General features: G+C 69.2%; 11 protein-coding genes. 6 read left to right on the top strand and 5 right to left on the bottom strand.

The annotated features are described in order from the left end of the window. Positions 1–62: 62 nt before the first annotated feature. Both HUA74_RS02220 and HUA74_RS02225 read right to left on the bottom strand, forming a co-directional pair. Complete coding sequence (locus HUA74_RS02220; RefSeq protein WP_174453218.1) at positions 63–944, bottom strand: general secretion pathway protein GspE; 882 nt, start codon at positions 942–944, stop codon at positions 63–65. A 73-nt stretch (positions 945–1,017) separates the two neighbouring features. After that, positions 1,018–1,386, bottom strand: coding sequence for a Spx/MgsR family RNA polymerase-binding regulatory protein (locus HUA74_RS02225; RefSeq protein WP_174453219.1), 369 nt, complete (start codon positions 1,384–1,386; stop codon positions 1,018–1,020). A 106-nt stretch (positions 1,387–1,492) separates the two neighbouring features. Between HUA74_RS02225 and HUA74_RS02230 the strand changes: the two genes are divergently transcribed. Continuing rightward, positions 1,493–2,719, top strand: a complete 1,227-nt coding sequence (locus HUA74_RS02230) for a right-handed parallel beta-helix repeat-containing protein (protein WP_254624866.1) — start codon at positions 1,493–1,495, stop codon at positions 2,717–2,719. A 17-nt stretch (positions 2,720–2,736) separates the two neighbouring features. On the opposite strand, the gene HUA74_RS02235 is transcribed toward HUA74_RS02230, so the two are convergent. Then, positions 2,737–3,627 (bottom strand): LysR family transcriptional regulator, encoded by an 891-nt coding sequence (locus HUA74_RS02235; protein ID WP_246137871.1) that lies wholly within the window; start codon positions 3,625–3,627, stop codon positions 2,737–2,739. 129 nt (positions 3,628–3,756) lie between these two features. On the opposite strand from HUA74_RS02235, the gene HUA74_RS02240 reads away from it, so the two are divergent. From HUA74_RS02240 to HUA74_RS02260, 5 genes are all read left to right on the top strand, one after another. Beyond that, on the top strand, positions 3,757–4,512 hold the full coding sequence (locus tag HUA74_RS02240; protein ID WP_174453221.1) for an outer membrane beta-barrel protein: 756 nt from the start codon (positions 3,757–3,759) through the stop codon (positions 4,510–4,512). 176 nt (positions 4,513–4,688) lie between these two features. Next, complete coding sequence (locus tag HUA74_RS02245; RefSeq protein ID WP_174453222.1) at positions 4,689–5,975, top strand: SBBP repeat-containing protein; 1,287 nt, start codon at positions 4,689–4,691, stop codon at positions 5,973–5,975. A 525-nt stretch (positions 5,976–6,500) separates the two neighbouring features. Beyond that, entirely contained in the window at positions 6,501–7,214 is a 714-nt protein-coding gene (gene rpiA, locus HUA74_RS02250) for a ribose-5-phosphate isomerase RpiA (RefSeq protein WP_174453223.1), read from the top strand. Positions 7,215–7,548: 334 nt separating this feature from the next. Then, the gene (locus HUA74_RS02255; protein ID WP_174453224.1) at positions 7,549–9,162 is read left to right on the top strand and encodes a DUF1592 domain-containing protein; all 1,614 of its coding nucleotides are present in this window, start codon (positions 7,549–7,551) and stop codon (positions 9,160–9,162) included. Positions 9,163–9,167: 5 nt separating this feature from the next. Then, positions 9,168–10,604 carry a DUF1552 domain-containing protein gene (locus HUA74_RS02260; protein WP_174453225.1) on the top strand — a complete coding sequence of 479 codons (1,437 nt, stop codon included), beginning with the start codon at positions 9,168–9,170 and terminating at the stop codon, positions 10,602–10,604. 96 nt (positions 10,605–10,700) lie between these two features. On the opposite strand, the gene HUA74_RS02265 is transcribed toward HUA74_RS02260, so the two are convergent. Both HUA74_RS02265 and HUA74_RS02270 read right to left on the bottom strand, forming a co-directional pair. Further along, the gene (locus HUA74_RS02265; protein WP_174453226.1) at positions 10,701–11,723 is read right to left on the bottom strand and encodes a metal-dependent hydrolase; all 1,023 of its coding nucleotides are present in this window, start codon (positions 11,721–11,723) and stop codon (positions 10,701–10,703) included. A gap of 111 nt (positions 11,724–11,834) precedes the next feature. Continuing rightward, positions 11,835–13,142, bottom strand: a complete 1,308-nt coding sequence (locus HUA74_RS02270) for a pectin acetylesterase-family hydrolase (protein ID WP_174453227.1) — start codon at positions 13,140–13,142, stop codon at positions 11,835–11,837. Positions 13,143–13,170 lie beyond the last annotated feature (28 nt).

A 13,170-nucleotide genomic window follows, 5' to 3' on the forward strand; every position in this document is an offset into this window, starting at 1 on the left:
CTCGCACGGGAGGTGAATTCACTGCCGGGCCTGGGGCGCGGAATACCCACGCCTGTTTCTCTTCAATGAGAGTGGTGGGAGGAGCCCGGCTCGCCGCCGGACAGGGGCGAGGGGCCACCGGGGCGCAGCCGCCGCACGGCGCGCAGCAGGAGCTGCTCGTCGCGGGGGTTGGCGAGGAAGCCGCGGGCGCCGAGCTTGCGGGCCCGCTCGAAGCCCTCGTCGTCGGAGCTGCCGTGGACGATGAGGGCGCCTTCGATGTGGACCTCACCGGCCAGCAGTCCCTCCATGGCCTGGATGGGCGCGAGCACCACGTCGCCGGGGCCGGTATGCAGGACGTCCAGGGGCGTGGCGACGCGGGCCTGGTGTCCGTGGCGCGCCAACTGCCGGGAGATGAGGACGGCGGTGACGGGGGGCCATCCATAGAGCAACAGAGGGCCCCCGGGGGCAGGCGCGGGGGTGGCGGCGGGCTCCGCGGGCCCCTCGATGCCGTACAGCTCCGACAGGGCGCGGGTGATGGCTGTGTCGGAGGCCACGTGTGCCTCGACGCGCGGCTTGCCGGTGATGGCGCGCACGGCGTCGACAGCTTCCAACGAGACGGGCGCGGGCAGGGCGATGTGGAGGACCTCGCGCTCGCCCTGCTCCAGCGGCACCAGCTCCACGCGCAGGGGCACGGCGCGGTGCTGCCGCGCGATGCGAGCGGGGAGGAGGTCCGCCATGCCGCGCTCGGGAGGCGTCAGGTCCAGGTCCACGGCCTCCACGCCGAGCTGGGCGGCGAGGCCGCGCAGCACATCCGCTTCCGAGCACACGCCCTCACGCACCAGGGCGCGTCCCAGGGGGACATGCGTCTCATGGTGGTGGACCAGTCCAACCCGGAGCTGGGCGCGGTTGAGCACTCCCATCTCCAGGAGGATTTCCCCGAGCGGACGCCTGGCACTGGATTCCATACACAGCAATCTTCACGCGGCAGCGCGCTTCGCGAGGCTCGAGCGCGGGTGCGCTTGCCCGCCCGCCCGGCCTTCAGCCTCGCGAGGGGAACACGCGCGCCCAGCTCTCCGGCTGGAAGCCCACGAGGACGGCGGTGGGCGTGACGAGCACGGGCCGCTTGACGAGCTTCCCGTCGGCGGCGAGCCACGTATGCAGCTCCGCGTCACTCGCCGCATCGACCTTGGCCTTGCCGAGCGCGCGGTAGCTCAGCCCGCTGGTATTGAGCCACTTCCGGACGGACACACCGCTACGGGGTATCCACTGCGCCAGCTCCGCGACAGTGGGCGGACTGTCGACGATGGGACGCACGCGGTGGGACACGCCCTGGGCTTCCAGCCACTTCAGCGCCTTCTTGCAGGTGGAACAGCCCGAGTAGGAGAGGACGAGGACCTCGTTCGACATGGCGCGCGCTTCTAGCAGCCCGGGCGCGGTTTGCGAGCGGCCATGACGCCGTGCTAGCGCGCCGGGTATGGACACGTCCGCCTCCGAGTGTACGAAGCGCTTCCTCATGATGGTGCTGACCCTGGGGGTGCTCGCCACCGCCTGCTCGTCGACGCCGGAGAAGCCCGGAGTCGTCCCCGAGCCGGATGGCGGCACGTCGGGAGGAGGGGACGGAGGGCCCATCATCGAGGTGCCCGAGGACGGTGGGACGATTGTCACCGGCACCTTGTCCGGGACGCTGACGGAGGCGGGCTCTCCGTATCGCGTGCTCGGCGACGCGCAGGGTGTCGTCACCATCCCCAAGGGGCAGGTCCTCACGGTGCAGCCCGGCGTCATCCTCGACTTCAAGGGGCGCCCCGAGGTGACGGAGGCCGACGTGGAGGCGGGCGCGGCCGACAGCGTGATGAACCACCATGACGGGCGCGTGGAGGTGCGCGTGTACGGCGGCATCCAGGTGCGTGGCACGGCGGACAAGCCCGTGCTGCTCACCTCCACCAACCGCTACGGCTGGTGGGGGATGAACTTCTTCGGTGAGAACTCCGTGGGTGACGGAGACCCCGTCTTCGAGCACATGGTCTTCGAGAAGGTCCGCAAGAATGACTACAACGGCAACCGCGACAAGACGCGCGGCGCGCTGTGGGCCTACTACCCGGGGCCGGTGACGATTCGGCACTCGGTGTTCCGCGACAACATGGCGTCGGCCAAGTGTGGCGCGCTGGACTTGATGTTCACCGTGGGCTCGCGCGTGGAGGACACGCTGTTCGAGGGCAACCGCACGTCGGACATCGACCGCTTCGCGCAAGCAGGCACGTCGTCCATGGCGGGCGGCGGGGCGATGTGCGTGACGCACGGGCGCGACTCCGTGGTGCGCGGCAACACCTTCCGCGACAACGGCCTGGAGGCGTTCCGGGGCGCTGTCACCAGCTCGCTCGAGCCGCGCCCCATCCTCGCGTGGCCCAACTCCCAGAACACCTATGACCTGGGCGGAGGCGGCGTGCTGCACTATTTCCAGCCGAACAATGACCTGGTCGAGGACAACCTCTTCGAAGGCAACTTCGTGACGCAGGGCCCGGCCGCGGCCATCTACCTGGAGGACATGGGCACGCGCGCCCTCACGTTGCGCGGCAATCGCTTCCTGGAGAACCGCGCGGGCGCGGGCGGCGTGGTGGTGTGCAACCGGGGCAGCGGAGCGGTGGAGCTGGTGGTGGCCGCCGACAACGTCTTCACCGGCAACACCGCCAACGGGCGTCCGGCGCCGAATGTGTCGGGGGACTGCACCACGGCGGCGCAATAGCCGCGTGTCCCCTCACGTCACTGGGGAGGCTCTGTCCCGGTGAGTGTCTTCACCACGCGGCGGGCGGCGCGGCCCAGCCTCACGCCCGCGCGGTGGTGGAGCTTGGGCAGGAAGGCGTGGGTGGAGCCGCTCGAGGGCTTCAGGAGCTTGAGCTCGCCCCGGCGCAGCTCGCGCGAGGCCAGGTGCTCGGGCAGCCACCCGTAGCCCAGGCCTTCCAGAATCGCCGCCTTCTTCGCCGCGAAGTCGTTGAGGTGCACCGTGGAGCGCATCTCCAGGGAGACGGTGCTGAGCTGGAGCCGGGGGTCGGAGCCGCGCACGGTGAGCAGCAGGTGCTCCGACAGCTCCTCTTCCTGGAGCGTCCCGCGCCTGCGCCGTGCCAGCGGATGGGAGCGGTGGGCCACCAGCAGCGCCTTCAGCTCCGGCAGCGCGTAGCTGCGCAGGCCTGGTAGCGAGGGCGGAAGCACGGACACCATGAGGTCCGCCTCGTCCCGCACGAAGGCCGCTTCCACTCCGGCCAGGAACTCCGACGACACATGGAAGCGCGTGCCGGCGCCCTCGGCCCGCAGCGCCTTCACCACCCGCAACAAGGGCTCCGCTGGGAAGACGCCGTCGAAGACGATGCGCAGCGTGGGCTCCCAGCCCGCGCGAATCTCCGCGCACGTCGCCTCCAGCTCCCGCTCCGCCGCGAGCAGCTTGCGACAGTGCTCCAGCACGCGCTCTCCCGCGGGCGTCAGCCGCGTCCGATAGCCGCGCCTGTCGAGCAGCTCCAGCTCCGTCTGTCCCTCCAGCGTGCGCAGGGTGTAGAGCACCGCCGTGTGCCCCTTTCCCAGCGCCTGCGCCGCGGCGGCGAACGTGCCGTGTCGGGCGAGGGCGTCCAGCGCACGGGCCTGCTCCAAGGTGACGTTCATCGCCCGCATTGTGCACGCCCCTGACAGTCAGCGCTGACCCACCGTCACAACTGCAACTGTGACGCAGTGCGGCTTACTTGTGTGATGGGTGCTGTTCTAGAGTCAACGCTCCACTCGACGGAGGGGTTTATGACGGGAAGGCTGAGTTGGGCCCTGGCAGCGGCGGTCGCATTGGGTTCCGCGGGCGCGAGCGCTCAGGAAGTCGCGACGTACAGCGCGCCGACGGGACTGGAAGTCACGGTCGGCCTCGGGTTTCAGGCGGGAGCGGGTTACGTCTACAAGAACGGTGCACGGTTGGACCGCACCGTGGGTGATGTGAAGTTGAGCGACGCCGCGAACGGCGCAGTGCCCTTCCTGGTGGAGGTGGGCTACCGCGTGACGCCGAACTGGTTCGTCGGCGCGTACGGCAGCTACTCGTACATCCTCACCAAGGAGAATCCGTACTCCTGCTTCGAGGGTTGGGAGTGCGCGGCCTCGCAGCTGCGCTTCGGTCCTCAGGTGCAGTATCACTTCTCGCCCACGGCCTCGTTCGACCCCTTCGTCGGCGTTGGCTTCGGCATGGTGCTCCTGAACAACGAGAACTCCGGCCCCACGCAGGTTCAGGTGGGACCTGGGGCGCCCGTCACGGCGAACCTGAAGCTGAAGAGCCAGACGCGTGGTCCCGAGTTCGTGAACGTCACCGTCGGCGGCAAGTGGCGCCTGGGGCACTCGCTGTCCTTCGGCCCCTACCTCACCGGCACCTACGCGCGTTACACGACGCGCTCGGGTGACACCACGCTGGCGCTGCCCGCGCCGCTGCCCACCACGACGACGCCGCTGGGCCCCGCCGAGGACGGTCCGTACGGTCTCATCATGCTGGGCATCCGAGGCAGCTGGAACATCTGAACCGTTGAGCTGTTGAACCGGGGGTCTGCTTCGGGCTGACCCCTGGTGTGACGCGGAGTGCCCAACGCTCCGCGTCGCCCCTTCCGCGAGGAAGAGGGCGGTCCTTCCGAGATGATTCAGGCCCGGCAGACGCGTCAGAGTACGGGCGGAGTCGTTCATCTCGATAGGAGTCGCCCATGATTCGGAAGTGGTGGAGTGGCGCGTGTGGTGTCGCGAGCGCGGTGGCCATCCTGGGAGCACTGCCCGCGAGTGCCCAAGCCCTGACGCCGCCTGACTGGCAACGACAGCTGGGAAGTACCGCGGACGAGCTGGCGCTGGCCGTCACCTCCGTGGGCGACGCCGTCTACATGGCGGGCCACACCGGCGGACAGCTCGGCTCCGAGGTGTCGTCGGGCGGTCAGGACCTCTTCGTTTCGAAGCACGGCGTGGACGGCACGCTTCGCTGGGTGCGGCAGCTGGGCACGGCGATGAATGACCGGGCGATTTCGGTGACGGCGGACCTGGCGGGCAACGTCTACGTCGCGGGCTACACGTGGGGCAGCTTCCTTCCGTACGTCAACGCGGGTGGCACGGACTTCTTCGTGCTGAAGCTCGACGCGAAGGGCGCGCTGGAGTGGGTGCAGCAGTTCGGCACGGAGACGGACGACTTCGCCACCGGCATCGCCGTCACGCGCTGCGCGGGACAGGACGGCCTCTTCGTCGCGGGCTATTCGCTGGGGCGCATCGACGGGACTCCCACGCCGGGCAACTACGACGTGGTGGTGGCCAAGTTCGACACGGGTGGCAACCCGTACTGGATGCGGCAGTTTGGCTCGGCGCGGAGCGACATTGCCCTGGGCGTGGCGGTGAGCCCGCGCGAGGACATCTACGTCGCGGGTTACACGCTGGGCAGCCTCGACGGTGTCACGGCGACGGGAAACACGGTGGACCTGTTCCTGGCGAAGTATGACGTGCTCGGGAAGGCGCAGTGGGTACGTCAGCTGGGCTCGGCGAGTGACGAGTACGGCACGGGGGTCGCCGTGGATGAAGACGGCGCGGCCTATGTGTCTGGCTACACCTTCGGTGCGCTCGACGGGAACGTCCGAGTGGGCACGTACGACGCGGTGCTGGTGAAGTATGACGAGGCGGGCACGCGGCAGTGGACGCGGCAGCCTGGTACGACGACCACGGACTATGGGCAAGGCGTCGCGGTGGGTGTGGATGGCACCGTGCACCTGGTGGGGCACACGTCGGGCGCGCTGGATGGCAACGTGTCACTGGGTGGCAGTGACGTGTTCCTGTCCACGTACGACAAAGCGGGCAACCCTCTTGGCACGCGTCAGGTGGGCTCCAGCACGTCGGACCGCGGGCAGGCCGTGGCCGTCGGCGACGACGGGGCCGCGTACGCGGTGGGCTACACCTGGGGCGCTCTGCCCGGGAGCGCCAGGGCGGGTGGCTACGACGCCATCCTCTTTCGCTTCTGAGTAAGGCCGAGCTGGCGCACTCTCGCCGGGGCGGGCGTCGCGACGCAGGTTCGCGGCACCTGCTTGCTTCGATGCGGAGGACCTTGGAGCTCTCATGATGGGCGAGTGTCGCGGCACCTGCTTGCTTCGATGCGGAGGACCTTCGAGCCCTCAAGATGGGCGGGTGTCGCGAAGCAGGTTCGCGGCACCTGCGTGCTTCGATGCGGAGGACCTTCGAGCTCTCATGATGGGCGGGTGTCGCGAAGCAGGTGCGCGGCACCTGCTTGCTTCGATGCGGAGGACCTTCGAGACGTCATGGTGAGCGGGTGTCGCGACGCAGGTTCGCGGCGCCCGTTCGCTTCGCGGGAATGCGCTTTCACTCAGCCACTCGGGGCGAGGCGCGGGCACCGGCACCGGCGGGTGTCGAGGCGGTGGCCTGTCGAGCGCTCGCTGGGGACGGATGTCGGGCGGCAGGCGTGGACACCCGCTCACGCCGAGGCGATGTACCTTTCAATCACGCGGAAGGGCGGACGAAGGAGCGGGGTGATGGAGTTCGATTCAAGCGCGCGGACGGGACGCTACAAACGGGCTGCCGCCGAGGCGGCGGTGGACCGGTTCTTCCTACCGGGGATGCGCGTGGGCCTGGGCACCGGGAGCACCGCGGCCTTCGCGGTGCGACGGCTGGCGACGCTGCGCGGACAGGGACACCTGCTCGATGTTCTCGGCGTCCCCACGTCACGCGCCACGCAGGCGCTGGCGTTGGAACTGGGAATCCCCCTCACCACACTGGAGGAGCACCCCGAGCTGGATGTCACCATCGACGGCGCCGACGAGGTGGCGCCAGACCTGTCCGTCATCAAGGGGGGAGGCGGCGCGCTGCTGCGCGAGAAGATCGTCGCCCAGGCCAGTCGCCGCGTCGTCATCGTCGCGGACGTGGCGAAGCTGTCACCGAAGCTCGGCACCCACTGGCCCGTGCCGGTGGAAGTGCTGTCGTTCGGTTGGCGCTCGCAGCTGCGCTTCCTCGAGTCCCTTGGCGCTCGCGTGACACCGCGCAAGGGCGCCAACGATGCGCCTTTCGTCACGGACCAGGGCAACCTCGTCCTCGACTGCGCCTTCGGTCCCCTCGATGCACCTTCGACACTGGCCGAACGTCTGGGCGCGCGTGCGGGAATCGTCGGCCATGGCCTGTTCCTCGGCATCGCCACGGACCTGATGGTGGCGGGCCCCGGGGGCGTCGAACACCGCGTGCGCCCCACCTGAGTCGGCCCCTGGCATGCGGGGCCCGTGCGAGGGTGCCCATCCGCCCGCATGACGTGCTGGCGGTCGTGTGTCGCGTGGGTGGGCGAGTGTCGCGTGGGTCACGAGCGCTCCACCATTGGGGGCTCTCGCACGTGGGTCGCGCGACGTGGACGTAGGCGACTGTCGGGCGCGCTCGGCGGTGATTCTCGCGGGCTTGGAAGAGCGTGGAGCGCGGCCCTCACATGGTGCGTCAAAAAGTGCGAAGGCCACGACAGCGCGCGCGGTTACACTCGGCTGCGTTCCAGCGCTTCAGAGGGGGTTTCCGGGGGCTGCTGGCTCAGAGGGTGCCTTTCGTATGCGAATCATCCGTTACTGCCTCCCCGCGGCACTGCTGTTGGTGACCGCCTCCTGCTCAGGCGACACATCTGGCGGAGACCCTCCCGAGGTGTCGGAGGCGTCCCCCGCGCGAGTGCGTCGCATCACCCGCGCCGAATACGACAACAGCGTCTACGGCATCGTGAAGAACCCCACGCTGGTGCCCATGGCGCAGCTCTTCGCGCCCGAGGACGCCATCCTCGGCTACACCACGCATGATCGCCTCCAGGTGACGCCGCTGCTCGCGGACCAACTGGACTTCGCGGCGGAGCGGAACTGGGGTCCTGTCGCGGCCAACAACCTGGCCAGCGAGTACGCCTGCGCCGAGGGACAGAACGAAGAGGACTGCGCACGCTCCTTCATCCGCGCGCTGGGCGCTCGCGCCTTCCGTCGGCCGGTGACGGCCGAGGACGAGAAGGACCTGCTCGAGTTGTGGAAGGCGGTGCGCAAGGACACGGACCCGAAGAAGGCGGCCGAGTACGTCATCCAGGCGGTGCTCACGTCGGCGTCGTTCCTCTACCGCACGGAGCTGGGCGAGCCCGGTGGACCGGCGAACAGGGTGGTGTGGCTGACGCAGCAGGAGATCGCCACGGCGCTGGCGTTCGCCGTGACGGGTGCGCCTCCTGACGCGGAGCTGACCACCGCCGCCAGCTCGGGGCAGCTCAAGACGGCCGATGCGCGCGAGGCCCAGGCACGTCGCCTGCTGCAGACGGAAGCGTCCAAGAGGTACCTCCAGCGCTTCGTCATGGAGTGGCTCGGGCTGACCGGCCTGGAGAGCGTCAACAAGAACAACCAGGTGTTCCCGGACTTCAGCCAGATCTTCAAGCTCTCCGCGAGCGCGGAGACGACGACCTTCATCGACCACGTCCTCACCAACGAGGGTGGCTCCGTGAAGGAGCTGCTGGGCGCGAACTACACCTTCGCGAACGGCCTGATGTCGCTGTTCTACGGCACGTCGCAGACGTCAGATGGCCGCATCGGCCGGGTTCCTCTGCCGGAAAACCGGGTGGGCATCCTCACGCATGCGAGCGTGCTGACGACGTACGCGCTGTTCGATTCCAGCTCGCCCATCCGTCGCGGCAAGTTCGTCCTCACGCGCCTTCTGTGCCGTGAAATTCCGCCGCCCCCGCCGTCCGTCATCATCATCCCGCCCGCCGTCAATCCGGACAGCACCACCCGCGCCCGCTTCGCCGCCCATACCGACAACCCCACCTGCGCGGGCTGCCATCGCCAGCTGGACCCCATCGGCTTCGGCATGGAGGACTACGACGGCCTGGGCAAGTACCGCACGACGGAGAACGGCCTGGACGTGGATGCCAGCGGCTCCGTCGAGCACGCCAACGGCAAGTTCACCTTCACGGGCGGCGCCGAACTCGCGCGCTGGCTCGCCAGCAGCGAGGACGTGGCCGACTGCGTGCCGCTGCAGCTCTTCCGCTACGTCATGGGGCGGGATGAGGACACCGTCGATGGGCCGATGCTCACCGACATGCGCTCGCGCTTCCGCGCGGACCCGAAGCTGAAGCTGGGCGATGCCCTCGTCGGCCTCGTCCGCTCACCGTATTTCGTCCACCGGCGCACCACTTCCCCCGAGTAGCCACCATGCTCCGCGAACTCTCACGACGCTCCCTGATCAAGACCCTGGCGGGCTCGGCGGCGGCGCTGCCCCTGGCCAACCTGCTCGGCACCACGGACGCGTATGCCCAGGGCACCACGCCCCCCATGCGCTTCATCGCCATCTTCACCTCCCACGGGTGCCTGCCGGAGTACTGGAGTCCGAAGGGCGGCGAGCTGGACTTCAACCTCGACTTCCCCAACTCCATGCTGGCTCCACTCCAGCGCCACCGCTCCAAGCTGCTGGTGCTGGATGGCCTGGACTACCAGGTGCTCTACGAGCACGGCCTGACGGGCCACGAGGGCGGTCCCGTCACGTTCCTCACCGGCAGCAAGGTCAACACCGCCAGCGGTGACGACCTTCCGGAGAACGCCTCGTTGGACCAGGTCCTCGCGGCGCAGATTGGCGGCGCCACGCGGTTCCGCTCCCTCCAGCTCAACGCGTGGGAGCAGTTCGGCGGCCAGCACGTCTACAACAGCATCAGCTTCACGCCGAACGGCGGCCGCGTGCCCTTCGAGAGAGACCCCGCGGGCGTCTACCAGCGCCTGTTCGGCGCCGCGCCGTCGCCGACCTCGGACCCGGGGGAGAACGCGCGCACGCTCGCGCGTCGCAAGAGCCTGCTGGACTACCTGGTCAAGGACGCCACCCGGCTGCGCAACCGGCTGGCGGGCGCGGAGCGGCAGAAGCTGGAGACGCATCTGGAGTCGCTGCGCGACATCGAGCGCCGGCTGGGCTCGCTGAGCACGGCGCCCGCGCCCTCGCAGGAGCCCGTGCCGGCGGAGGCCGCGTGCAGTGGTGGTGCGGCGCCTCCGGCGTTCGACCTGGGGCAGCTCGGCAACCTGGAGAACATGCCGACGCTGACCAAGCTCCACATGGACCTCATCGTCCGGGCCTTCGCGTGTGACTTGACGCGCGTGGTGACGATGACGATTCCGGGCCCGTCGATGCCGTGGCTCGGCATCCACGAGGACACGCACAACGACCTGGCGCACCGCCTGGACGTGACGGACGAGCCCTTGCGCTCGCAGATTCGCGGGAAGATGGTGCAGGTGCAGCGCTGGTACGCCGAGCAGGTGGCGTACCTCATGGACGGCCTGGCCTCCGTGCAGGAGGGCAGCGGCACCGCGCTGGACAACACCCTCATCCTCTGGGGCAACGAGCTGGGGGATGCGTCCGGCCACATGAACGTGCGCGTGCCCACGGTGCTCGCGGGCGGCGCGGCCGGGAAGTTCCGCATGGGCCGCTTCCTGCGGCTGCGTCCGGAGGGCTCCGACCCGCTGAGCGGCTGGAGTGGCCCAGGCACGCCGATGCCGGATGCGGTGGCCCACAACAAGCTGCTGGTGTCCATCGCCCAGGCCTTCGGGGTGAACGTGAACACCTTCGGCCATCCGGACTTCAAGGGCCCCCTGTCGGGCCTCACCTGAGTCCGGTGCCTCGCGGCGGGGCCGGACGTCCCGCCGCGAGCCTCCCTTCGGGCCTGGAAGACGGGCTCGAAGGGCAGGCGTATCTCCGCCGTCGCGTCAGGGGGACCGGGACTTCGGTGCCGTGTCCCCTCCGCGCCACCGGCGCAGCAGCTCGGAGGCGCTGCCGCCTCGCTCCAGCCGGGCCTCCGTCACCGTCCCCGCCGCATCCACCCGCACCACGAAGGTGAGCGTGGGCTCGCCGTGCAGGTGGTAGCGCAGGTCGGCGACGCGCACCTCTCGCCCCGACTCCACCTGCGTCACCGTCACCACGGGGAAGCGCGCCCACGCCAGGGCCTCGCGCACGGTGGGCACCTCGCGCAAATCTCCGGGCAGCACGTCCAAGGGAGCCGTCACCCTGCGGGCCTCTCGGGGCTCGCCCAGGAGCGTCACGTCTCCGGCGGCCAGGACGTCGCCAGGAAGGCGCGCCACGTACCGCCACGTGCTGAAGGAGAAGGGCGCCGGGAAGACGCGCACGGACTCGGCCCCGGGATGGGCGCCGTCCACCCGCCGCGTCAGCACGCTCCAGGACACGACGCGTGCTCCCACGTAGGCCATGGAGCAGGCGAGCCCCAGGAGCAGCGCGCGCCGCCACACCGCGCGCCGTCGCCACGCCACCACCGCCCCCGCCACCAACGGCAGCGTCACCCACGGGTCCACCACCACCGTCCAGTCCAGGCTCAGCCGCGCATCCGAGAAGGGCAGCAGCACCCGCGTGCCCCAGCCCGTCCACAGGTCCGGCAGCAGGTGCGCGAAGAGCACGGAGATGAGGCTGGTGAGGAACACCGGGGGCAGCCGGGTGTCGCGGCGGAACACCGCCCAGGCGACGAGCGTGGCGGCCAGGGCGACGACGGGCGCGAAGAAGAGCGAGTGGGACAGGCCCCGGTGCGCATGGAGCGCCACCGTCACCGCGTCGCCCCTCGCCAGCAGGGTGTCCAGGTCCGGCAGCTCGGCGGCCAGCACGCTCGCCAGCAACACCGCGCGGTCCGTGGATGAAGAGCGCTCCGGAGAGTCGGGGCGTACGTCGGGCCGGCGCAGCGCGCCGACAGCCAGTCCCAATAGTCCGTGCGTGAGGTTGTCCATGGCGCCCGTGGCTCTAGCGCCTTCCTCCCACGGGGGCCAGCGGCGGGACGCAAGACAACGCCTTGCGCCCCGTCGCCAGTCAGACGACTGCTTCAGCCAGTGGGCCTACGACTACCCGCCCAGCGCGCCGTTGATGAGCGGCGCGACAATGCCCATGCCCGGGTCCTCGGCGTTGTAGCCGTTGGCGGGCTCGTAGATGCGCACGCGCTGGTTGTTGTTCACGAAGCGCGTGAGGAACGTGTCCATGCCCACGAACTCGCTGCGGCACGTCCACGACTGCCACGGCGCTTCAATGTACTCGTACCACTTCTTCTTCTCCATCCGCTGGCAGGCGTGCGCGCCGATGAAGGTGATGATGGTGCTGCAGTGGCTGGAGTTGATGGCCCGCTCGTGCGGGATGAAGTAGCTGAAGTTGTTGTACTTGTTCAGCTCCGTCACCAGCGCGGCCTCGTCCGTCTTCCAGTAGGCGTGCACGGACTCCTTGTCGTTCGGCGTGTGGAAGCGCTCATAGGAGAAGCGCGAGTAGTTGTAGTCACGCGTGTAGCCCGTGTACGCGAGCTGGTCGTTCGGGAACTCCGTGGCCACCATGCGGTTGATGGTGCCGAAGTCGCTCTGGCTGAACGACGCGGGCAGCAGGCCGAACACGGAGTTCAGGTTCCACGACTCACGAATCTTGTCGTGCAGGGCGCGCGACTTGAAGTTGGCGTTGGGCGCCAGGAAGATGGGGCCGGAGTCGTTGAGCAGGTAGCCCTGCGCCGGGTTGATGATGCGACGCGCGAAGTAGTAGCCCGCCGACGTCGCCGTGCCGCCCGCGCTGTAGCCCGTCATCAGGAACTTCTGCACGTTGGGGAACTGCGCCTTCGCGTAGTTCGCCACCGCCAGCGTGTTGGTGTAGCCGCTGTGGTGCCAGGTGAGCGGCGGGTTGGCGCCCGTCTGGTCCACGTACGTCTTCACGTTGTTGCCGATGTGCACGTCGCCGGTGCAGTACGGCACGTAGACGATGTTCCAGCCGTTCGTCACCAGGTTCGTCTTGCTGCGTAGCGGCAGGCCCGGGTCGGCGCCGTTGACGAGCGGCGAGACGTACTTCGCGGTGAACTGGGTGATGTAGTCGTCGGCGATGCCGTTGGGGTTCGCCGCGCCCAGGAGGCCCGCACGGCCGCTACAGGTGTCGTAGTCCCAGCACGCGCCGCCACCTTCGAGCAGCATCAGCAGGTTGGGCGAGTTCGTCTTGTGGATGAAGAACTTGAACTGGGAGCCATTGCCACACTTCGTCCCAGGCAGCTCCACCTTCTGCCAGTTGTAGTTGTTGCCGCCATCCACCAGCACGCTGACGATGGATGAGACGATGACTTCCGAGCGGGCGGCGCTGGGGACCATCAGCGCAGCGACAGCGAGGCACGCCACGAGTACGCGCTTCATGCAGGCTCCTCCGGGTTTGGGGGGAAAC

It is taken from the genome of Myxococcus sp. CA051A, from assembly GCF_013336705.1.
GTDB classification, from domain to species: Bacteria; Myxococcota; Myxococcia; order Myxococcales; family Myxococcaceae; genus Myxococcus; species Myxococcus llanfairpwllgwyngyllgogerychwyrndrobwllllantysiliogogogochensis.

Coding starts and splice junctions, on each gene's coding strand:
- HUA74_RS02220 (WP_174453218.1), bottom strand. CDS start 944: ATGGAATCCAGTGCCAGGCGTCCGCTCGGGGAAATCCTCCTGGAGATG.
- HUA74_RS02225 (WP_174453219.1), bottom strand. CDS start 1,386: ATGTCGAACGAGGTCCTCGTCCTCTCCTACTCGGGCTGTTCCACCTGC.
- HUA74_RS02230 (WP_254624866.1), top strand. CDS start 1,493: ATGATGGTGCTGACCCTGGGGGTGCTCGCCACCGCCTGCTCGTCGACG.
- HUA74_RS02235 (WP_246137871.1), bottom strand. CDS start 3,627: ATGAACGTCACCTTGGAGCAGGCCCGTGCGCTGGACGCCCTCGCCCGA.
- HUA74_RS02240 (WP_174453221.1), top strand. CDS start 3,757: ATGACGGGAAGGCTGAGTTGGGCCCTGGCAGCGGCGGTCGCATTGGGT.
- HUA74_RS02245 (WP_174453222.1), top strand. CDS start 4,689: ATGATTCGGAAGTGGTGGAGTGGCGCGTGTGGTGTCGCGAGCGCGGTG.
- rpiA (WP_174453223.1), top strand. CDS start 6,501: ATGGAGTTCGATTCAAGCGCGCGGACGGGACGCTACAAACGGGCTGCC.
- HUA74_RS02255 (WP_174453224.1), top strand. CDS start 7,549: ATGCGAATCATCCGTTACTGCCTCCCCGCGGCACTGCTGTTGGTGACC.
- HUA74_RS02260 (WP_174453225.1), top strand. CDS start 9,168: ATGCTCCGCGAACTCTCACGACGCTCCCTGATCAAGACCCTGGCGGGC.
- HUA74_RS02265 (WP_174453226.1), bottom strand. CDS start 11,723: ATGGACAACCTCACGCACGGACTATTGGGACTGGCTGTCGGCGCGCTG.
- HUA74_RS02270 (WP_174453227.1), bottom strand. CDS start 13,142: ATGAAGCGCGTACTCGTGGCGTGCCTCGCTGTCGCTGCGCTGATGGTC.